Source organism: Mariniflexile aquimaris (assembly GCF_042676825.1).
Lineage (GTDB): Bacteria > Bacteroidota > Bacteroidia > Flavobacteriales > Flavobacteriaceae > Mariniflexile > Mariniflexile aquimaris.
The window spans coordinates 991,222-1,013,438 of sequence record NZ_JBHTIB010000002.1 but is presented as its reverse complement, the minus strand read 5'-3'; the positions used below and the strand labels follow the sequence as shown (position 1 = coordinate 1,013,438).

22 protein-coding genes are annotated in these 22,217 nt (G+C 34.3%); 11 read left to right on the top strand and 11 right to left on the bottom strand.

Annotated features, from left to right (window positions below):
- Positions 1–94: 94 nt before the first annotated feature.
- On the bottom strand, positions 95–445 hold the full coding sequence (locus ACFQ0I_RS04540; RefSeq protein WP_379939770.1) for a toxin-antitoxin system YwqK family antitoxin: 351 nt from the start codon (positions 443–445) through the stop codon (positions 95–97).
- Between the two features lie 387 nt (positions 446–832).
- On the opposite strand from ACFQ0I_RS04540, the gene ACFQ0I_RS04535 reads away from it, so the two are divergent.
- From ACFQ0I_RS04535 to ppnP, 8 genes are all read left to right on the top strand, one after another.
- Positions 833–2,032, top strand: a complete 1,200-nt coding sequence (locus ACFQ0I_RS04535) for a porin (protein WP_379939768.1) — start codon at positions 833–835, stop codon at positions 2,030–2,032.
- 21 nt (positions 2,033–2,053) lie between these two features.
- Positions 2,054–3,004 carry a PstS family phosphate ABC transporter substrate-binding protein gene (locus ACFQ0I_RS04530; protein WP_379939766.1) on the top strand — a complete coding sequence of 317 codons (951 nt, stop codon included), beginning with the start codon at positions 2,054–2,056 and terminating at the stop codon, positions 3,002–3,004.
- A gap of 71 nt (positions 3,005–3,075) precedes the next feature.
- Positions 3,076–3,954 (top strand): phosphate ABC transporter permease subunit PstC, encoded by an 879-nt coding sequence (gene pstC, locus ACFQ0I_RS04525; protein WP_379939764.1) that lies wholly within the window; start codon positions 3,076–3,078, stop codon positions 3,952–3,954.
- Positions 3,947–4,801: a phosphate ABC transporter permease PstA gene (pstA, locus tag ACFQ0I_RS04520; RefSeq protein ID WP_379939762.1), complete on the top strand. Its 855-nt coding sequence runs from the start codon at positions 3,947–3,949 to the stop codon at positions 4,799–4,801. Before pstC ends, pstA begins: the two co-directional genes overlap by 8 nt.
- A 25-nt stretch (positions 4,802–4,826) precedes the next feature.
- The gene (gene pstB / locus ACFQ0I_RS04515; protein ID WP_379939956.1) at positions 4,827–5,618 is read left to right on the top strand and encodes a phosphate ABC transporter ATP-binding protein PstB; all 792 of its coding nucleotides are present in this window, start codon (positions 4,827–4,829) and stop codon (positions 5,616–5,618) included.
- An 11-nt stretch (positions 5,619–5,629) separates the two neighbouring features.
- On the top strand, positions 5,630–6,292 hold the full coding sequence (phoU, locus tag ACFQ0I_RS04510; protein WP_379939760.1) for a phosphate signaling complex protein PhoU: 663 nt from the start codon (positions 5,630–5,632) through the stop codon (positions 6,290–6,292).
- 122 nt (positions 6,293–6,414) lie between these two features.
- Complete coding sequence (locus ACFQ0I_RS04505) at positions 6,415–8,727, top strand: inorganic phosphate transporter (RefSeq protein ID WP_379939758.1); 2,313 nt, start codon at positions 6,415–6,417, stop codon at positions 8,725–8,727.
- A gap of 127 nt (positions 8,728–8,854) precedes the next feature.
- On the top strand, positions 8,855–9,136 hold the full coding sequence (ppnP, locus tag ACFQ0I_RS04500) for a pyrimidine/purine nucleoside phosphorylase (RefSeq protein WP_379939756.1): 282 nt from the start codon (positions 8,855–8,857) through the stop codon (positions 9,134–9,136).
- A gap of 168 nt (positions 9,137–9,304) precedes the next feature.
- On the opposite strand, the gene ACFQ0I_RS04495 is transcribed toward ppnP, so the two are convergent.
- The 4 genes from ACFQ0I_RS04495 to ACFQ0I_RS04480 all read right to left on the bottom strand — a co-directional run bounded on the left by ACFQ0I_RS04495 (position 9,305) and on the right by ACFQ0I_RS04480 (position 15,816).
- Positions 9,305–11,080: a Na/Pi cotransporter family protein gene (locus tag ACFQ0I_RS04495; protein ID WP_379939754.1), complete on the bottom strand. Its 1,776-nt coding sequence runs from the start codon at positions 11,078–11,080 to the stop codon at positions 9,305–9,307.
- A 197-nt stretch (positions 11,081–11,277) separates the two neighbouring features.
- Complete coding sequence (locus tag ACFQ0I_RS04490) at positions 11,278–13,758, bottom strand: ribonucleoside-diphosphate reductase subunit alpha (protein ID WP_379939752.1); 2,481 nt, start codon at positions 13,756–13,758, stop codon at positions 11,278–11,280.
- Positions 13,759–13,981: 223 nt separating this feature from the next.
- A complete protein-coding gene (locus ACFQ0I_RS04485; RefSeq protein WP_379939750.1) occupies positions 13,982–14,962 on the bottom strand; it encodes a ribonucleotide-diphosphate reductase subunit beta in 981 nt (326 codons plus the stop codon).
- Positions 14,963–15,252: 290 nt separating this feature from the next.
- On the bottom strand, positions 15,253–15,816 hold the full coding sequence (locus tag ACFQ0I_RS04480; protein WP_379939749.1) for a DUF3109 family protein: 564 nt from the start codon (positions 15,814–15,816) through the stop codon (positions 15,253–15,255).
- A 108-nt stretch (positions 15,817–15,924) separates the two neighbouring features.
- Here ACFQ0I_RS04480 and ACFQ0I_RS04475 point away from each other — a divergent pair, with 108 nt between their 5' ends.
- Genes ACFQ0I_RS04475 through ACFQ0I_RS04465 form a run of 3 tightly spaced genes read left to right on the top strand, consistent with a single transcriptional unit; the run spans position 15,925 to position 17,333 of the window.
- Positions 15,925–16,512, top strand: a complete 588-nt coding sequence (locus ACFQ0I_RS04475) for a MarC family protein (RefSeq protein WP_379939747.1) — start codon at positions 15,925–15,927, stop codon at positions 16,510–16,512.
- 12 nt (positions 16,513–16,524) lie between these two features.
- The gene (locus ACFQ0I_RS04470) at positions 16,525–16,728 is read left to right on the top strand and encodes a hypothetical protein (RefSeq protein ID WP_379939745.1); all 204 of its coding nucleotides are present in this window, start codon (positions 16,525–16,527) and stop codon (positions 16,726–16,728) included.
- Positions 16,728–17,333: an FAD-dependent oxidoreductase gene (locus tag ACFQ0I_RS04465; protein WP_379939743.1), complete on the top strand. Its 606-nt coding sequence runs from the start codon at positions 16,728–16,730 to the stop codon at positions 17,331–17,333. The genes ACFQ0I_RS04470 and ACFQ0I_RS04465 overlap by 1 nt, the downstream gene beginning before the upstream one ends.
- Positions 17,334–17,378: 45 nt before the next feature.
- Here ACFQ0I_RS04465 and ACFQ0I_RS04460 read toward each other — a convergent pair whose 3' ends face one another.
- The 6 genes from ACFQ0I_RS04460 to ACFQ0I_RS04435 form a co-directional block, all read right to left on the bottom strand.
- Positions 17,379–17,681 carry a type II toxin-antitoxin system RelE/ParE family toxin gene (locus ACFQ0I_RS04460; RefSeq protein ID WP_379939741.1) on the bottom strand — a complete coding sequence of 101 codons (303 nt, stop codon included), beginning with the start codon at positions 17,679–17,681 and terminating at the stop codon, positions 17,379–17,381.
- A gap of 5 nt (positions 17,682–17,686) precedes the next feature.
- A complete protein-coding gene (locus ACFQ0I_RS04455; protein WP_379939739.1) occupies positions 17,687–17,914 on the bottom strand; it encodes a type II toxin-antitoxin system ParD family antitoxin in 228 nt (75 codons plus the stop codon).
- 237 nt (positions 17,915–18,151) lie between these two features.
- Entirely contained in the window at positions 18,152–19,744 is a 1,593-nt protein-coding gene (locus ACFQ0I_RS04450; protein WP_379939737.1) for a S41 family peptidase, read from the bottom strand.
- A complete protein-coding gene (locus tag ACFQ0I_RS04445) occupies positions 19,744–20,175 on the bottom strand; it encodes a deoxycytidylate deaminase (protein WP_379939735.1) in 432 nt (143 codons plus the stop codon). Before ACFQ0I_RS04445 ends, ACFQ0I_RS04450 begins: the two co-directional genes overlap by 1 nt.
- Positions 20,176–20,571: 396 nt before the next feature.
- Positions 20,572–21,168, bottom strand: coding sequence for a HupE/UreJ family protein (locus ACFQ0I_RS04440; RefSeq protein WP_379939733.1), 597 nt, complete (start codon positions 21,166–21,168; stop codon positions 20,572–20,574).
- Between the two features lie 35 nt (positions 21,169–21,203).
- The gene (locus ACFQ0I_RS04435) at positions 21,204–22,175 is read right to left on the bottom strand and encodes an NAD-dependent epimerase/dehydratase family protein (protein ID WP_379939732.1); all 972 of its coding nucleotides are present in this window, start codon (positions 22,173–22,175) and stop codon (positions 21,204–21,206) included.
- Between the last annotated feature and the right edge of the window lie 42 nt (positions 22,176–22,217).

The following is a 22,217-nucleotide window of genomic DNA, read 5'->3' as shown; positions in this document are numbered from 1 at the left end:
TTATAAAAAGTGGTTCGATTAAAATAGTAAACATAAAAAAAGGGTTTCAATGTATACATTGAAACCCTTTTCTAAACTACTCTAACAACTAAAATTAAAAATTAATATCATTTTTAACTTCAGTCTCTTTTAGATTAGCAATTACGTTATCTTTATAATCTACTTCTTTTATGGTTTCATTAGTGTAATAAAACCATTTGCCGACTTTTTTACCATTATCATAATTACCAGAAACTGTCTTTTTGCCTGCTGTATCAAAACTTAACCATTCACCTTGCAATTTACCATCTACCGTGTAAGTTCCAGTCTGACTTACAACGCCATTGTCGTGATAATAAACAACCTCAATTAAATTGGTGTCCTTGTTAAGTTTTAAATCTCTCTTTTGTTGTGCAAAAGAAACCACAGTAATTAAAAAGGCAAAAAGTAAAATACTTTTCTTCATAATTATGGGGGTTTAACATTATCTATCAAAGATACAAATTTCGTAACCTTAAAACAACACTCCCGTAACGTTAAGTTAACATTTCCGCTTTAACTATTTGTCTTACAGGTCTTTAACAAAGTAAAATTTAACATTGGAAAATATTAATGTTTACTTAATGTTATGGTTACATTTAAATTAAATACAATTAACATATTTGCAATGTCTTAAGACAAAACAATTAGTTTTTCATATAATCTATTAGTTTTTGTCGACTACATTATCATGATTTCTAATGAGCTGCCTTAGGCCGAGGCAGCTTTTTTTATTTTAAACTTAATTATTAGGAAACATTCAGTTAACATTGGTTTTAGTTCTTTGCAGTGACAAAAAACTAATAATCTTATTATGAAAATTAAATTATTTGCATTATCCTTTTTTACGCTATTTTTAATGAACGCTCAGGATATTCAAACAGGTAAATTCGGAAAAGGCATTTTAAATCTTGTTGGTCAAGATAGCAGTTGGACCATGAAAGTAGCTGCGAGATTTCAACTTCTAGGAACATCAACTTTCGAAGTAGGTGAATTTGAAGAGGACAATAATAACCAATCGAGTTTTTTAGTACGTAGAGCGCGTTTAAAATTTGATGGTTATGCATTTAGCCCAAAATTAGAATACAAATTAGAGTTAGGACTATCTAACAGAGACCAGTCTGGAACATCTACTTATACAAGTAATACACCAAGACACGTCATGGATGCTGTTGTTAAATGGAATTTTTACGAAAATTTCGTGCTTTGGGTAGGTCAAACAAAACTTCCGGGTAACAGAGAACGTGTTATTTCTTCTGGAAACTTACAAATGGTAGACCGATCTTTACTTAACAGCCGTTTTAATATCGATCGTGATATGGGTGTTCAGTTAAGACATCAATTTAATCTTTCAGATAATTTTGTAGTAAAAGAAATTTTCTCTTTAGCGCAAGGTGAAGGACGAAATGTTACTACAGGAAATTTAGGTGGCTATGAATATACAGGACGTATCGAGCTTTTCCCAATGGGTGATTTTGAAAGTGAAGGCGATTATTCTGGTGGCGATTTAAAAAGAGAAGAAACTCCAAAGCTGTCGTTAGCTGTTGCCTACGACCATAATAATAATGCCGTAAGAAACAGAGGTAACCAAGGTACTTATATGGTAACCGATACCGGTTTTTATGAAACAAATGTTAATGTGTTTTTCTTAGATGCCATGTTTAAGTATAACGGATTTTCATTAATGGCTGAATATGCCGACAGAACTGCTGAAGATCCTATTGCTAAAAACTCTGATGGTTCACTAACAGGCGCAATAGTTCAAGTAGGTAAAGGATTAAACTTACAAGCAGGCTATTTGTTCAAAAACAACTGGGAAGTTTCTGGCCGATATACAAACATAGAATTAGACCAAAACATTACTGGAGCCAATCCAGAAAGTCAATATACCTTAGGCTTATCTAAATATTTAGTGGGCCATAAATTAAAAGTTCAAACCGATATAAGTCACTTAGAAGTTACTAACGGAACCAACGAGCTTTTATACAGATTACAATTTGATATCCATTTCTAATAAAAAAATACACGAATAAACATGAAAAAAAGTATAATTATTATCGCATTAGCGTCCCTTGCAATTGCTTGTGGGAACAAAAAATCGAACAATGATGGTGGTGACATATCCGAATTAACAGGAGCAATATCCATCGATGGTTCGAGTACCGTTTTTCCAGTAACCGAAGCTGTTGCTGAAGAATACAGAAATGAACAACCACGCGTTAAAGTAACCATTGGTGTGTCTGGTACTGGAGGCGGATTTAAAAAATTCTCGAGAGGCGAAACCAACATTTCAAACGCCTCAAGACCTATTAAAGATAAAGAAATAGAATCTTGTAAAGAAAACAACATTTCTTATGTAGAGCTAGAGGTCGCTTATGATGGTCTTGCTGTTTTAGTAAATCCAGAAAACACCTGGGTAGATAACTTTACAGTTGAAGAATTGAAAAAGATTTGGGAACCAGCAGCACAAGGTAAAATTATGAAATGGAATCAAATTAGACCAGAATGGCCTAACGAAGAGATCCATTTATTTGGCCCTGGTGTGGCATCAGGAACTTACGATTATTTTACAGAAGCCGTTGTTGGAAAAAGCGGTTCAAGTAGAGGTGATTTTACGGCAAGTGAAGACGACCACGTTTTAGTGCAAGGAATCGCTGGAGATAAATATTCATTAGGATTTTTCGGTTTAGCTTATTACACTGAAAACGCCGATAAATTAACTTTAATTGGTGTTCATAATGGCACTGAAGTTGTTAAACCTTCTTTAGAAACTGTTCGAAATGGTTCTTATACACCGTTATCAAGACCTTTATTTATCTACGTTAACAGCTCATCTGTTAAATCTCCAGAGGTGGTAGATTTTGTAAATTTCTACTTAAATAATGCTGGCGAACTGGCTGAAGATGTTGGCTACATTCCACTTCCAAAAGAACTATACACAAAGCAGAAAGAAAACTTTAAAAGTTTTGTTGAAAGTGTCAAATAAGAAAAAGATTTTTATAGGTCTATCAGGTGCTCTTTAGCATCTGATTTTCCTTATTTAATATTCTCCAATAAATGAGACGAATTAAAGAACAGATAATTGAAAAGTCGCTATTTTCTAGTGCCTTAATTACTATTGCTGTTACAATTGGTATTATTTTAGTTCTTTCAATCGAAGCTGTATATTTTTTCAAAGAAGTTTCAATTGTCGATTTTTTTACCGATACGCAATGGACACCATTGTTTACTGAAAAACATTTTGGTATTTTACCCTTATTAAGTGGTACATTTTTAACATCTCTAATTGCTATTTGCGTTGCTTTACCAATTGGTTTGTCTATAAGCATTTACTTAAGCGAATATGCACCAAAAAGCTTCCGGAAAACAGTTAAGCCTTTGTTAGAACTTTTAGCAGCGGTACCAACAGTTGTTTATGGTTTTTTTGCCTTAATTGTTGTAACTCCAATACTCCAAGACTTTATCCCCGGATTATCTGGATTTAATTCACTATCGGCAGGAATAGTAATGGGAATTATGATTATCCCATTTGTATCATCCATAAGTGAAGATGCATTGCATGCCGTTCCTAGTTCATTAAGAGAAGCTTCATTTGGAATGGGAGCAACAAAACTTCAAACGGCATTTAAAGTTATTGTTCCAGCAGCTTCTTCAGGTATTATAGTGTCCATTATTTTGGCAATATCAAGAGCTATTGGCGAAACCATGATTGTGGCTATTGCAGCAGGACAACAACCCCGGTTAACCTTAGACCCAACAGTGCCGGTAGAAACCATTACCGCTTACATTGTTCAGGTAAGTTTAGGCGATGTACAACATGGATCATTAGAATATAGAACCATTTTTGCTGCCGGAATTACATTATTTGCATTTACGTTCTTATTAAATACGCTTAGTTATAGAATAAGAAAAAAATACCAATCTAAGTATGAATAGCATTCAAAAAAACAGACTTAAAGATCAAATCTTCAAAATTTGGGGTATTGGTTGTACGCTTATTGGACTTGTTATTTTATTCTTTTTTATAGGAGATATTTTAATTGATGGGATACAACGAATCGATTGGGACTTTATAACAGATTTACCATCTAGAAAAGCCGAAAAATCTGGTATTTACACGGCGTTAATGGGAAGCATTTGGATTCTTCTTTTAACCACAATTATTGCACTTCCCCTTGGAGTAGCAGCAGCTATTTACCTAGAAGAATATAGCAAAAAGGGGAGATTATCGGCCTTATTAGAAATTAATATTTCAAATCTGGCAGGTGTACCCTCTATTATTTATGGTTTATTAGGCTTAGAAGTATTTGTAAGAGTAATGAGTTTAGGAGCTAGTGTACTTGCGGGTAGTTTAACATTATCGTTACTAATCCTTCCCATAATAATAGTGGCCACAAGAGAAGCCATAAAGGCAGTACCAACATCTATTAAAGATGCTTCGTATGCCTTAGGCGCATCGAAATGGCAAACCATCTGGCATCAAATTTTACCAGCTTCCAGCGGAGGTATATTAACCGGTGTTATATTAGCACTGTCTCGAGCAGTTGGAGAAACTGCACCACTAATTGTAATTGGCGCATTAGCGTATGTGCCCTTTGCTCCTGCATCGCCAATGGATGAATTTTCGGTTTTACCAATTCAAATATTCAATTGGATTTCTAGACCGCAACATGGTTTTATAGAAAATGCAGCCGCAGCAATTATCATATTATTATTAATTACATTTGTTATGAATGGCGTTGCAGTTTATTTCAGAAATAAATGGCAAAAGAAATTCAAATAACATGAACAGAGTTATAGAAAATACAATGGCCTTAGATAAAATAATAGACCTTTCTTTAAAGAAAGTACCAAAAATAGAAGTAAAAGATGTAAAAGTTTGGTACAGCGATTTTAATGCTATTAAAGGCATTAGCATGGAAATAAAACCAAACACGGTTACTGCCTTTATAGGCCCTTCGGGTTGTGGCAAATCTACATTTTTACGTTTATTTAATAGAATGAACGACTATATTGAAGGCTTTAAGCTAGAAGGTAAAATAAAAATTAACGGTGATAATATTTATAAGAAAAAAATAAATATTGAAGTGCTGCGAAAAGAAATAGGAATGGTATTTCAAAAACCAAATCCGTTTCCAAAATCTATTTTCGAAAATGTGGCTTATGGATTAAAAATCCAAGGAATAAAAGATAAAAAATTTATTGCAGAACGGGTTGAAAAAGCTTTAAAACAAGCTGATTTATGGAATGAAGTTAAAGATGATTTAAAAAAATCTGCCCTATCACTATCTGGTGGTCAGCAACAACGTTTATGTATTGCTAGAACTTTAGCTGTAGAACCTTCTATCATTTTAATGGACGAACCGACCTCGGCACTAGACCCTATTTCTACCGCAAAAATTGAACAATTAATTTTTGAATTAAAACAAAAATATACTATTATAATTGTTACTCATAATATGCAACAAGCCAGTAGAATAAGCGATTACACGGCTTTCTTTTATCTTGGAGAATTAATTGAGTTCGACAAAACCAAAAAAATATTTACTAATCCTGAAAAGAAACAAACAGAAAATTATATAACTGGTCGTTTCGGATAAATAAAAACATAATGGATAACGCTACATACCAAAGAGAAGTTATAAATCAAGCAGGTTTAGACATGCTTAATTTAAGTATGTCTCAGCTTGATAAAGCGAAAGAGGCTTTTATAAATCATGATAGTGATTTAGCAGAAGAAGTAATGAACATTGAAAATCGTGTTAATGCACTCGATTTAAAAATTGAAAAAGATTGCGAAAAATTTATAGCACTTTATAATCCAGTAGCTATAGATTTAAGATTTATTATGGCTGTTCGAAAAATAAATTACGATTTAGAACGAATAGCAGACCATGCATATGGCATTTCAAAATACGTTACAGATTCAAAAAATAAAATACCATCTAAATTACTTGAAGCCGTAGAGTTCGAAAAAATGTATTCCACCATTGTACTGATGTTCGAGAATATTTCTGAAGCATACCAAAACAAAAATGTAAAGACTGCAAGAAAAGTTTTTAAAAAAGATAAAATTTTAGATGAAATAAACCTGCAATCTTTTCAAGTTATTGAATCTGAAATAAAAAAGGACAACAACATTATTGCAGAAGCCCTCTTAGTATTTTCAGTTATTAAAAAACTAGAACGTGTAGGTGATCATCTTAAAAACGTAGCAGAAGAAATAATCTTTTACATTGATGCCGAGGTTTTAAAGCACAATAAAAAAAAGTAACCCTTATTAAAATAAAAGTAAAAAAAGAAGTCGTTAAGACTTCTTTTTTATTTGATACTATTTTTTTAAGATTAAAACCTATTAATTAGTTACTTTTGCAGCGTTAAATTAACGAATGTATTATGGAAAACATATATTTATATATGGTTATTGCTCTTGGTATTTTAGCCATTGCCGATTTGGTTGTAGGAGTAAGTAACGACGCAGTAAATTTTTTAAACTCAGCTATTGGCTCTAAGGCCATTCCTTTTAAAACCATTATGATTGTGGCCTGTATTGGCGTAGGTCTAGGCGCTATTTTCTCGAGTGGGATGATGGAGGTTGCAAGGTCTGGAATTTTTAACCCTCATGAATTTATGTTTAGTGAAATCATGATCATTTTTATGGCGGTTATGATTACAGATATATTGCTATTAGACTTTTTCAATACGGTAGGTATGCCAACCTCTACCACCGTTTCTATAGTATTTGAATTATTAGGCGCTTCGGTAGCCATGGCACTTATTAAAATAGGCCATAATGGAGGTAGCTTTTCAGAAGTTGTGAACTACATTAACACATCTAAGGCAACAGAAATTATTTTCGGTATTTTATTATCGGTAGTTATTGCCTTTTCGGTTGGAGCTGTTGTGCAATGGATCGCTAGACTTTTATTATCGTACAATTATGAAAGAAAAGCCAATTGGATTGGAGCTATTTTTGGTGGCATTGCCATTACTGCTATTACTTACTTTATTTTTATGAAAGGTATAGGAGGTACTACATATGCAAAACAGAGCTTTAGCATATTAGGAGGTGCAACTATAAAAGAGTTTTTAAGTAATCAAGCAGTTTCTATTATTTTCTTCAGCTTTATTTTTTGGTCGCTTCTTTCTTATGCCGTTATAACCTATGCAAAACAAAATATTTTTAAGATTGTTATCATTATAGGTACGTTTGCCTTAGCTCTAGCATTTTCTGGAAACGATTTAGTAAACTTTATTGGGGTTCCAATTGCAGGTTGGCAATCGTATACAGAATGGGCTGGATCGGGCGTCTTAGCAGAAAATTTTAGCATGGGCTTTCTAGCCGAAAAAGTACCTACTCCAACTTTATTACTAGTTATTGCAGGCTTGGTAATGGTTGTAACTTTATGGTTTTCTAAAAAAGCAAAAACAGTTACCGAAACAGAAATTAATTTATCGAGAGAAGGCGACGGGAAAGAACGTTTTCAACCAAACTTTTTATCTCGTGGCTTTGTAAGATTAGCCGTGGCTCTTTCTCAAATGTCTTCATATGTACTACCAAAAACTTGGCAAGACAAAATTGAAAAACAGTTTGAAAAACCAGTAATTAATTTAGCGCGATCTAAAACACACGAACTTCCTGCTTTCGATTTAGTAAGAGCCGCTGTAAACCTAATGGTAGCTGCCATATTAATTTCTTTAGCCACATCTATGAAATTGCCTTTATCTACAACCTACGTCACCTTTATGGTTGCCATGGGTTCGTCTTTAGCCGATAGAGCTTGGGGTGCAGAAAGTGCTGTATATAGAGTTGCAGGCGTTTTAAATGTTATTGGTGGATGGTTTTTTACCGCTCTCATTGCTTTTGTTGCAGCCGGAACAATTGCCTATTTATTAAATTGGAACGTAGATGTAATGGTTCCTATTTTATTGCTAATTTCCTTCTTATTAATAATTAGAAATTACATTGCACATAGAAAACAGTCTAAAGAAGTAAAAGCAGAAGATAGCTTAACAAAATCTGAGAGTAGCTCAATACAGGGTGTAATCCACGAAAGTGCTACTAACATCGCAAATGTTGTAAAACGAACTAATAAAATTTATACCAACGCTATAAATGGTTTGGCGAAACATGATTTAGCACTGCTACAAAAAAATAAAAAACAAATTGTAAAACTGTCTAGTGAGGTTGATGAATTGCGCGATAATATCTTTTATTTCATTAAAAATTTAGATGAATCGAGTGTTGGTGCTAGTAACTTTTACATTCATATTTTAGGTTATCTACAAGATATGGTGCAATCTTTAGAGTACATAACCAAGGTAAGCTACAAACATGTTAACAATAATCATAAAAAATTAAAATTCAACCAAATAAAAGAGCTCAAAGAAGTTGACGAACGCTTCGACACATTTTTTAATAACACTAAAAATGCGTTCGATTCGCGTTCTTTCGAGCAAATTGGTATCATTTTAGGTAGAAAACAAGAAATCTTAGGATTGGTTGGTGCTAAAATACAAAAACAGGTAGACCGCACGCGTACAGAAGAATCGAGTCCTAAAAATACCACCTTATATTTTAGTTTATTATTAGAAACGAAAGATTTATTAAATGCCACAATGAATCTTTTAGAAGAGTATTACAAAGCCCACGATAGCTCTGTAAAACCAGCAACGTTGGTGACACCAAATACCGATACTAAGCAATAAGCATTCATAAAATTAGTTAACTACAAAGCCATCCCAATACGATGGCTTTGTGTTTAAATAAATATACTTTTCAACAGTAATTAGCGAAGTAGTTCCCTATTTTTGCTGAAATTTTAAAACAAATAAAATGATTACAACAAACGAATACTTTAACGGTAATGTAAAATCTTTAGGATACGTAACTCCTAATGGAAAATCTACTTTAGGTGTTATGAATGCGGGAGATTACGAATTTGGAACCTCTACACACGAAACCATGATTGTTGTTGAAGGAGAAATGACCGTTAAATTACCAGAAGCTTCAGAATGGGTGACTTATAAAGCAGGTGAAGCTTTTGAAGTAGATGCTAATAAAAAATTTCAAGTGAAAGTTTCTGCGCAAACGTCATACTTGTGTCAGTATAAATAATTCTTCTTCATCATTTTTTGAAAATCGATTAGACTCTCTGAAAAGTCAAAACTAGTCGTCATTACGAACGGAGTGAAGTAATCTGTTCATTGAATACTAATTGCTTCGTTTTTTTGAATGAAGTAAAACATAAACTTTTCAGACAGTCTTTATTCATTATCCAAAATTTTAACTTTCGCCGTTTAGAACTTTTTCCTCCAATAAAACATCTTTGTGACTATAGAGTAATTCGGCTACTTCAATTAATTTTTTAGTGATTTGATTTACGTTTGTAAAATCATTGAATAACGACGAAGCCATTTCGGCGGTTATTAAATCTTTTCGGATTAATCTATCAATCGATTTATTACTTTTTCTAATATGCGCCTTGGCATCCTGCTTTAATTGCGCAAGTATTTCGGCATATTTAAGGCTTTCCTCCTCGGTTCTGAACAAATAAATAGTGCGTAATACCATGGTTAACTTTTTCCTAAAACCATCGTATTCCTTTTGTACGTCCTTATTATCATGACTAAATGATGCACTGATATTTCTATTTAATTCTTTAACATCTTTTATAATTTCAATCATTTTCCGATTAGCCACTTTTATATCAGATATTATTTTTTGCTGCTTTTTACGCAGTTTTAATTTGCTTTCTGCCGTTGTAGCATACCTAATGATTTCTCCGTAAATGGTTTTAACTTTTTTGTAATAAATATCATCGACATTAATATTAAAATCGGTTGTCGATTTTTTAACTACAGCCTTAATTTTTAAATCCGAAATCACATCTTCCCGATGAATATTTAAAGCATGGGCAACAATTTCGAAAATAGCATTCTTAAAAAGGTATTCAGACTCCTTAAACAAAGAAGAAATTACCGCACTGGGGAATTCTAAAACAGATTCGTTTAAATACTTAGGTTCGTCGACATCTTTATCGATTTGTTCTTTAAATAATTTCATTAAAACCCGTTCTAATTTTTTAATAAACGGAATCATTAACACCACTCCTAAAACATTAAAAATGGTATGAAACAGCGCTAATTTCAAAGTATAGTCCGAGGCTGCTATGTTTAGAAACTCAGCGATTACACGAACCAAATTAGCTAATGGATAAATAAAAATTATGGCCACAACCGCGGTAACAACATTAAATATTAAATGAGCACCTGCCAATCTTTTACCAGCGATATTAGAGCTTAATGAACCTATAATAGCTGTGATAGTACTCCCAACATTGGCTCCGACAGATATTGCTAAGGCGTTTTCATATTCAATTTGGCCCACAGATAAGGCGGTTAATATTAAGGCCATTGTTGCGCTACTCGATTGCAAAACTGCGGTGATAACGATGCCTATGCCCGTATAAACAATCACACCGAAAAATCCAGGGATGGCATATTGTGTTAGGTCTATGTATTGTTTAAACACATCGAAACCTTCTTTCATATAATGAATTCCTAAAAAGAAGAAACCAAGTCCCGCTAAAACATTCCCAACGGCTTTTAATTCGATTGTTTTTTGAAACGAAAAAACAAGTCCGAATACCAACATGGGCAATGCCAGAGCAGCAATTTGTATTTTAAGTCCAAAACCAGCTACCAACCAGGTGGTTGCCGTGGTACCAATATTAGCACCAAATACCAACCCCATGCCGCTCGCTAAATCTATTAAACCAGCACTTATAAAGGAAATTGTTATAACAGAAACCAAAGAGCTTGACTGAATTAATGCAGTAACAACGGCACCAACCGAAAGGCTTTTATAAAGTTTGTTTGTCGCTTTTTTTAAAATATTCTGAAGTGGCCCTTTTGAAAATACCCGAAACCCTTCTTCTAACATGATGATTCCAAACAGCAAAATAGCAACACCGGCTATAATCGTTTCAAAGTTCGGATAGAGGTATAATAAAAAGGCTAAAACAATTAAAAATGCGATAAAAAAGATTCTCCTAACCATTTCTTAGTGTTTTTAGCAACTTTTGGAAATAAACGTTAATATAATACAAAGTTTATACAAACTCAAAACGAAAACGGTAGGAAATACATAAGCCATTAAAAATGGCTTGATGTTCAAATAAAAAAGGCACCTCGTTTGAGATACCTTTTTATAACACTTAATTTGAAATTGCGTTCAAATAATTTGGGGCAAACTTTTTAAGACCCACACATCAAGCAATCGTCGCCTTCTGCTGCTTTAGCTTGTGCAATAAGCGCTTTCATTTCTTCGGCACTCATAGGCTCCGCTTCGGGTGTTTGCTGTTGTTTTGAGAATTTGGCTGCTGTTTTTTCGGCAATGTGCTTTTTCTGCTCTTGATCTACAACCGGATTAACCACCGCTACCTCTTCGGCAACGGGTTCTTCCTTTTTTGTGGTTGATAATGTAAACTTAATAGCATCAACTGCACTCTTAGTACGCAAATAATACATCCCTGTTTTCAAGCCACTTTTCCAAGCGTAAAAATGCATCGATGTTAATTTCGCCATAGTAGCGCCTTCTAAAAACAGGTTTAAAGATTGCGATTGGTCAATAAAATATCCGCGTTGGCGAGACATATCAATTATGTCTTTCATACTTAGCTCCCAAACGGTTTTGTACAAGTCCTTGATATCTTGAGGGATAACATCAATTCCTTGCACCGAACCGTTTGCTCGCATAATTTCTTGTTTTAAGCTATCGTTCCATAAACCAAGTTCTACTAAATCTTCTAGTAAATGCTTGTTAACAACAATAAACTCGCCCGATAATACACGACGTGTGTAAATGTTTGACGTATAAGGCTCGAAACACTCGTTATTTCCTAAAATTTGAGATGTAGAAGCCGTTGGCATTGGTGCCACTAATAGTGAATTACGAACGCCATGTTTCAAGACTTGCTTACGCAATTTATCCCATTCCCACATGCCGCTTAACTCCTCGTCTTTTAATCCCCATAGGTTATGTTGAAAGTCACCTTTGCTTATTGGAGATCCTTCATAAGTTTGATAAGGTCCTTCGGCTTTAGCTTCTTCCATACTTGCTGTTACCGCAGCAAAGTATAGCGTTTCAAAAATATCTTGGTTTAATTTTTTAGCTTCATCACTTGTAAAAGGCATACGCAATTGAATAAACGTATCGGCTAATCCTTGTACACCTAAACCTATTGGACGATGACGCATATTAGAGTTTTTAGCCTCTGGAACCGGATAGTAGTTTCTATCTATGACACGGTTTAAATTTTTTGTTACGCGTTTGGTAATACGGAACAGTTCTTTATGATCGAATTCCCCATTTTTAACAAACATAGGCAATGCAATGGATGCTAAATTACATACAGCAACCTCATCTGGAGACGTATATTCCATAATTTCGGTACATAAGTTTGAGGAACGAATAGTCCCTAAATTTTGTTGATTCGATTTACGGTTGGCCGCATCTTTATACAACATATAAGGCGTACCCGTTTCAATTTGCGATTCTAATATTTTCTCCCAAAGTTCGCGTGCTTTTATGGTTTTACGCCCTTTTCCTTCGGTTTCATATTTTATATATAAAGCTTCAAACGTTTCGCTATGTACTTCGTCTAATCCAGGGCATTCGTTCGGGCACATTAATGTCCATGGTCCATCTTCTTGCACACGTTTCATAAACAAATCAGAAATCCACATGGCATAAAATAAATCGCGTGCACGCATTTCTTCTTTACCGTGGTTTTTCTTCAAGTCTAAAAATTCGAAAATATCCGCATGCCAAGTTTCTAAATAGATTGCAAAACTTCCTTTACGTTTTCCGCCACCTTGATCTACATAACGCGCCGTATCGTTAAATACTTGTAGCATAGGCACAATACCATTACTAGTCCCGTTGGTTCCACCTATATAACTTCCGGTTGCACGCACATTATGAATAGCCAACCCAATACCACCAGCAGATTGCGATATTTTAGCCGTTTGTTTAAGGGTATCGTAAATACCATCAATACTGTCTTCTTTCATGGTTAAAAGGAAACAAGACGACATTTGTGGTTTTGGGGTTCCAGAATTGAAAAGTGTAGGTGTAGCGTGTGTAAAATATTTTTTAGACATGAGCTCGTAGGTCTCGATTACCGATTCTATATCGTTTAAATGAATTCCTACGGCAACGCGCATTAACATGTGCTGTGGGCGTTCGGCAATTTTGCCATTAAGCTTTAATAGATACGAGCGTTCTAAAGTTTTAAATCCGAAATAATCGTAACCAAAATCGCGGTTATAAATTATGGTAGAGTCTAAAACATCTTTATTATCCATGATAACCTGATACACATCGTCGGCTAAAAGCGGTGCATCTTTGCCGGTTCTTGGGTTTACGTAAGTGTACAAATCATGCATAACCTCACTAAAGGTTTTCTTGGTGTTTTTGTGCAAGTTAGACACCGAAATTCTGGCGGCTAAACGCGCATAATCGGGGTGTGCAGTGGTCATGGTTGCAGCAATTTCGGCAGCAAGATTATCAAGTTCGCTGGTGGTTACGCCATCATACAATCCCTCAATAACACGCATGGCTACTTTTAATGGATCTACCAATTCGTTTAATCCGTAACACAATTTTCGCACTCTTGCGGTAATTTTGTCGAACATGACTTGTTCTTTTCTGCCATCTCTTTTTACTACATACATAATTTTTACACGTTTTTTAAATTTTCTGATACACCTTCAGAAAAATGATTAATTATTTATTCCAAATATTCACTCTAATAGCTATTAGACTAATACTTAGATGGTTTGGTTGGTTTTAAAAAAATATTAAATTTCTCGTTTCACCGAAATCAACTCAGTGAAAGTAGATGAGAACACACTCTTATTAACAGTAAAATATATTTTTGATCGCTTGGTTTTCTATTTAGAAATCGGCGTCAAAAGTAAATTTATCTTGTTCTTCCTCTTTATTAAGAACACCTGCTTTTTGATATTCGGACACACGTTTCTCGAAGAAATTGGTTTTTCCCTGTAACGAAATCATATCCATAAAATCAAAAGGGTTCGCCGTATTGTACTCTTTATCGCAGCCTAACTCAAACAGTAATCTATCGGTTACAAATTCTAAATACTGAGACATTAATTTCGCATTCATACCTATTAAACTCGCTGGCAGTGATTCTGTAATAAACTCACGTTCAATATCTAAGGCATCAATTAAAATTTCTCGTATACGCGCTTTTGGCACTTTATTTACCAAGTGTTTGTTATGTAAATGAACCGCAAAATCGCAATGCACCCCTTCATCTCTAGAGATTAACTCGTTAGAAAATGTAAGTCCTGGCATTAAGCCTCTTTTCTTTAACCAGAAAATGGAACAAAAGGCTCCGGAAAAGAAAATACCTTCAACCGCTGCAAACGCAATTAAACGTTCTGCGAAACTTGGCGATTCAATCCATTTTAAGGCCCACTCTGCCTTTTTCTTAATAGCCGGAAAGTTCTCTAAGGCGTTAAATAATAAATCCTTTTCTTTCTCGTCTTTAACATAAGTATCAATTAAAAGCGAATAGGTTTCACTATGAATATTTTCCATCATAATTTGAAACCCGTAGAAGAATTTCGCTTCGCTATATTGCACTTCGCTTACAAAGTTTTCTGCTAAATTTTCGTTTACAATACCATCGCTGGCTGCAAAAAAGGCTAAAATGTGTTTTATAAAATAACGCTCGTCATCATTCAACTTGTTTTTCCAGTCTGTAAGATCTTGATGCAAATCAATTTCTTCTGCGGTCCAAAAACTAGCCTCCGATTTTTTATACCATTCCCAAATATCATGATGTTCGATTGGAAAAATAACAAAACGATTTTTGTTTTCTTGTAAAATGGGTTCAATAGCTTGAGACATTGTTGTTTTTTGTTTTTAATGAGTGTTAAACGAATAATTTCACCGATTCGGGAACAACAAAGATTCAAAAATGAAGTTAAAAATGAAAGGTATAGTTATAAACATTGTCAAAAAGTTTTTAACAATTACACAACTTCCTAACAACATGAAGTTTACAAAAAAAAATGGCTTTTTTACTGTTTATCAGCTATTTAGCTTTTTTTATTTTTTGAAAAGTTTACAATAAAAAACAAGTATTTTTGTTTCAAACCCCTTATTTTAAAGGCGTTTTCAGAGATAATTTGAAGTTATTACAACTTGTTAGCAACCTTCTCTAATTCGCGGTACCAATCTTCTCCAAATTTTCTAATCAAGGCTTCTTTTACAAATTTATACACCGGAACTTGCAATTCTTTACCCAAAATACAGGCGTCGTCGCAGATTTGCCACTTATGATAATTGACTGCCGAAAATTCGCTGTAATCTTGAACTCTTATGGGGTACAAATGACAAGAAACTGGTTTTTTCCAGGTTATTTCACCTTGGTTATAGGCTTCTTCGATAGCGCAAAGTGCCACCTTTTTTTTATCGAAAATAACATAGGCACAATCGGCGCCATTAATTAATGGGGTTTCTAGGTCGCCATCTTCAGTAGTAATATAAACGCCTTGAGACTCGATGGCTTTAATACCTTCTTTACGTAAAAAAGGCTTTACTTTCGGATAAATAGATTTTAATATTTCGGCTTCTTCCGCATCTAAAGGTGCTCCGGCATCCCCATCAATACAGCAAGCTCCTTTACATGCAGACAGGTTGCATAAAAAGTCTTTTTCTATAATTTCTTCTGATACGATGGTATTGCCTAACTGAAACATATTTGCTAATTATCTAATAGGCAGCAAAAATAGCTAACTTAAATATTATATAACATAGATATTCCCTTTAATCCTTTACTTTTGCAACAAATTTTAAAAAGTCTAAGAATGCAATTTAATTTTAAAGAAATATTTACCGCTTTTATGGTATTATTTGCCGTAGTCGATATTATTGGAAATATTCCCATAATAATAGACTTGCGAAAAAAGGTGGGGCATATAAACAGCCGCAAAGCCTCTATTATTTCGGGCGTGATAATGATTTCATTTTTGTTTTTAGGAAAAAGCATATTAAACCTTATTGGTATTGACGTAAACTCGTTTGCTGTTGCAGGAGCCTTTATTTTATTTTTTATCGCTTTAGAAATGATTTTAGGCATTACACTTTATAAACATGAAGAACATACTTCGGATACCGCTTCGGTATTTCCATTGGCATTTCCACTCATTGCTGGTCCTGGTAGTTTAACCACGCTTTTATCATTACGCGCTGAATTTGAAACCAATAGCATTATTATAGCGATCATTTTAAATGTTATTGTTATTTTTATTGTGCTAAAAACATCAAAAACTATAGAGCGCTTTTTGGGGCAAAACGGTATTAGTATTATTAGAAAAATATTTGGTGTGGTATTGTTAGCGATTGCAGTGAAACTATTTGCCTATAATATTAAAGCGTTATTTGAACTTACTTAATTTTTAATTATCATGAAAATTGCAACTATTATAATAAGTGTTATTGCTTTGGGTCTCGCCATTTTTAATGCTACAAAAGTGAATTTGGAAGCTCCTTTTGAAGGCGAAAGTATGGTGGCATTAATAACTATTTTAGCTTCGCTTTGCGCCATACTAATGATGCTTATTCTAAGAATCTCTAAACGTATAGAACAAAAAGTAAAAAAACGACACTAATGTTTGATGCCTTAATTATTGGCGGTGGCGCTGCGGGTATGCAATGTGCTTTGGTATTAGGTTCGGCAAAAGAAAAACCTTTTGCTGCGCATAAACATATTGGCATTATTATGCACCAAAAAACATCGCATTTACAAACGGCATTGTTTAACAATGTACTTGGTTTATCCCCTGGCACAACCGGCGAATCTATTTTAAATGAAGGCAAAACCCAATTAAAAACGCTATATCCACATGTTGAGCAGATTGAAAACGAAAAAGTTTTAGAGATTTCAAAGCATGAAGGTATTTTTATCGTAGTTACCAACAAAAAATCTTATAGCGCGAAAATAGTTGTTGTTGCGGTAGGCTACACGAATTTATTTACTATTAAAGGATTAGATCACTATATAGAACCGCACCCAAGAACGGAACTTGAAAAAGACCGCATTTGGCTAAAAAATACCGACCATCTTATTGAAGAAAACTTATATGTTGCTGGCACCTTAGCGGGCTGGCGCAGTCAATTTGCGATAGCCGCAGGTAGCGGCGCACAAGTTGCGACTGATATTTTAACGCTTTGGAATGGTGGGAAGCATGTTAAGGTGCATGATAAGATTGGTTAGCCTTATAAAGTAGACTCAAAATTAAGACCTTAGCATGGATGCTAATTAAAAATGCTTTGGCAAATCTTTACTCCCGTGAAGTACTCTAACAATTCGAATATAATCTTCTTGAATTCTATAAAATATAACGTGCTCTTGTTCTGTAATACTAAATAAACCTTTTTTGATTTCTTTTCGTGTTCTTCCAATTTTCGGATTAATTACCAAGCTTTCAAAAACACTATCTAAATCGTTAAGATATTTAATAGCCTGAACGGTACTAAATTGGTATTCTGTGTAATCAAAAATATCCTCAAGATCGTTATCAGCGCTTTCAGATAACAAATATCCTTTTAGTTTTTCAACCATAAAACTTATTTAGTTCGCGCCTTGTCAGAAATAATATCGGAAATTTTTCGCTTGCTAGTTGCACCTGTCCATCCTTTTTCTATTTCGGCTTTTAAATCGAAAATAACTCTATGTCTATACATTTCATGCAAGCGCAACGCATCTCTTACAAGTTCACTTGCATTCTGAAAATCCCCAGATTCAATTTGATTGGCAATATACTCTTCTTGCTTTTTTGTTAAACTTACGTTCATGTGTATGTGTTTAAATTAATATATGTCAAATTTAACAAATATGTTCATATTTAGCAAATATAGACATGAACTAGTAAACATCGCCATTTATTGACACCAAAAAACACAAGTTCTTACCGACATTTTAAGGCTTTGGAATGATGGGAAGCATGTTACGGTGCATGATAAGATTGAATAAAATTATCTCATTAAAAGTATCTTCTGAAAAACACTTTCTCTAATAAATAAGGAGGTTGCTTATTTCTTTTTATTACTCAACTCAATAACCTCTTCAATCATAATATCGTGTTTATTAAACACCTCTTCAAAAGCTCCAGTGCCATAAAGTTGGTCTGCTAAAGTAGCTTTTAGGTATTGCTTTACTTGATCGTGATAGGCTACAAAGGTTAATTTAGATTCGGTTCTTAAATTTAAATACTCTTGAAAGTCGTAAATCATAGCTTCGCTAACTTCAAAATTATCTATAAAATCCTGTCTGGAAATCCCTTTATATTTCTTTCTGTCTTTTTCTAATTCTTCAAAAACAAAATAGCCTATAAAACCACGACGTTGTAAATAGGTTAATGTTTCATTTTGCATACCACTATCTATTGGCACAAAAACATCGGGAATAATACCACCGCCGCCGTACACAATTTTACCTTTTGGTGTTTTGTATTTTAAAGAATCGGCGACTTTAATCTTATCTGGGTCTAACAACTCACCACTATCAAGTCTTTCGAAATATTCGTCGTAATAATCTTTATTGCCATTGGTATATGGTCGCTGAATAGAACGTCCTGTTGGCGTATAATATCTAGACACGGTTAAGCGTACCGCGCTTCCATCGCCTAAATCCATTTCGCGTTGTACCAACCCTTTGCCATACGAACGCCTACCAACAATAGTGCCTCTATCGTTATCTTGCAACGCTCCTGCTACAATTTCGCTTGCCGAAGCAGAGTTTTCATTAATTAAAACATAAATCTTCCCTTTCTCGAAATCGCCTTTACTGGTCGCATAATTTTTTTCGATGTTACCTCTTCTATTTTTTGTGAATAGAATAAGCTTATTATCTTCTAAAAACTCATCAACAATTTGTTCGGCAATCCCTAAAAATCCGCCTGGGTTATCGCGTAAATCCAACGCGATTTCTTTAGCGCCTAAGGCTAAAAGTTTATCTAATCCTGTTTTAAATTCTTTATAGGTAGATTCGGCAAACCTGTTTACTTTTATATAGCCCAATTTGTCGGTTAACATATAAACGGCATCCACGCTTCTTATAGGAATATTAGATCGTTTTACGGTAAAATCTAGCAGCTTTGGTTCTCCTTTTCTAAATACTTTTAAATTCACCTTGCTGTTTAAAGGTCCTTTAAGCTTTTTTATAAGTTCGCCATCATTTAATCTACTGCCAAAAAGCGTATCGCCATTGGCCATAATTATTCGGTCGCCTCCTTTTATGCCTGCTTTAGCACTCGGACCTCCTTCTATGGCTCTAATTACGGTAATAGAATCGCGGTAGGTATAAAAACTCACCCCAATACCCACAAAATCGCCTTTCATGTTTTCGTTAACACTCTGCATTTCAGATTTTGGAATATATACCGAATGTGGGTCTAGATTTTCTAAAATACCATTTACCGTTACATCTACAATGCTATCGGTATTTACATTATCTACGTAATCGTAATCTATATAATCAATAAGTCTGTTGAGCTTGTCCTTTTTACTGTTTTTAGAAAACAATTTATCAGACGAATCGCTAAAATTAAGCTTTCCACCAATAAAAATCCCAGCGGCTATAGCAACCCCTAAAAATAATGGTAGATATTTTTTTTTATAAGCCATTATGCTTTTAAATCTTCAATTAGCGTTAATTCTATGCCTGCCTTTTCCAAAAATTTTAATCCAGAATCGTCTTTATAAGGTTCGTTATATACCACTTTTACAATGCCTGCCTGATGGATTAACTTACTGCATTCTTTGCAAGGCGACATGGTAATATAAAGCGTTGCGCCTTTACACGATTGGGTAGAGGCTGCTACTTTTAAAATAGCATTGGCCTCGGCGTGCAACACATACCACTTGGTGTAACCAGCGTCGTCTTCACAAAAATTTTCAAAACCCGATGGCGTACCGTTGTAACCATCAGAAATTATCATCCGGTCTTTTACTATTAACGCACCAACTTGTCGGCGTTTACAGTAAGATAATTTTCCCCATTCTTGGGCTATTCTCAAATAAGCTTTGTCGTATTTAAGTTGTTTTTTATCTGGCATTCAATTTATTTAAAAATTATGGCGCTACCCTCATTTTATGTTTTAGTTTCAAAAAAAAAAAAATAAGTACAATTCGGGTCGGGCTATACATTACAATCTTTTACTAAAAAGTAAAAGGATTTTCATTTCTATCCCTAGCGCAAAACAATATAACGAAGATACTTGGTTCGTATTTTAATTACAACGCAAGTTCGTTAAAGTTTTTATAATTATGCCGTATTTTTAGCTGTAATTCTCTGTTGCGTTAGGGATTGCAGCGGTATCCTTTTTAAAAAAAAGCGTGACCGATTTTACTAATAACTAACCAAATACCACGGCAAATACGCTGTTATTTTAAAGATCTGGTATTTTTTTAAAAAGATTTAGCTAAAAGCCCGACCCTTTTGGGTAACGCCCTTAATATTTAGCTAAAAAATCGCTGTTTAAAATCATGGGAATAACCAAGCCTACTACCACTGCCGAAATTACCATAATCCAATCGCGCTTATTAAATCTGAAAATTGATTGCGATATATAGCCAAATATTAACACCGCTAAAACGATGATGAGTTGTGCTATTTCGATACCTAAAGCAAATTCTAATAGTAATAATAGTTTACTATCGGTATCACCTAAAAGCATTTTAAATTCGCGGGCAAACCCAAGGCCATGTATTAATCCGAAAAAAAGAGTTGATAAAAATAAGATGCCCACTTTTTCTTTTTGAGCCCCTTTACCCGAGGTAAAGACGTTAAAAAGCGCCACAATTAATATGGTTATGGGTATTAAAAACTCTACCATGGATGCTTGAACACTAATAATGCCGTACACCGCTAAAACCAGCGACAGCGTGTGACCAAGAGTAAACATAGACACTAATAAAAATATCCGTTTCCAGTCTTTAAACATATACGGAACGGTTAGCACTATAAGAAACAATACGTGATCGTAGGCTTTTATATCGAGTACATGGTAAATACCATATTGAACATTAAACCAAAAATTTTCTAGCATAATATCTTAGATTACAGGGAGCGCCAAATATACAATTATTTAGATTCTATTTTTGTTGGGTGGTATTTTTTATCGAGCTGAAAAAGCATTTCGTTGGTAATGTCTTCTAAATTAAACGCGTGTTTCCATTTCCAATCTTGTCTGGCATACGAGTCGTTTATATTTTTCGGCCAACTATTCGCTATTTCTTGTCTGTAATCGGGCTGGTATTGAATGCTAAAATCTGGAATGTGTTTTTTAATTGATTCTGCCACTTGCTTTGGCGTAAAACTGATAGCCGATAAATTGTAAGACGATCTAATTTTAATAGCATCATTACTGGCTTGCATAATATCTACAGTAGCTTTTATCGCATCGTCCATAAACATCATGGGGAGTTCGGTATCTTCTGCTAAGAAGCAATTATAGTGCCCATCGGTAATGGCTTTATGATAAATTTCTACCGCATAATCGGTTGTACCGCCGCCTGGTAAGGTTTTCCAACTAATAATGCCTGGGTAGCGTAAACTGCGCACATCGACCCCATATTTGTTATGGTAATATTCACACCAACGCTCGCCCACTTGCTTGGTAATGCCGTAAACGGTTGTGGGCTCCATTACCGTATATTGTGGCGTGTAGTTTTTTGGTGTTGTGGGTCCGAATACCGCAATACTCGATGGCCAAAATATGTGTTTAACAAATTTTGCTCGCGCCAAATTTAATACATGGAATAACGATTCCATATTTAAATCCCAGGCTTTCATGGGGAATTTTTCTCCAGTAGCACTTAACATCGCAGCCATTAAATAAATTGTGTCTATATTATATTTTTCGACGCACACCTTAACGCTGGCATAATTTTGAGCATCAACAATCTCGAAAAGACCCGAATTAACAACTTCTAAATTACTGTAACTTATATCGCTGGCAATAACATTATCGTGCCCATATATTTCTCTTAGTTTGAATGTTAATTCTGAACCTATTTGACCACATGCGCCAATTATTAATATTTTAGACTTCATTTAAAACTGCATTTATAAAGATTTTTCAAAATTAATAAGATT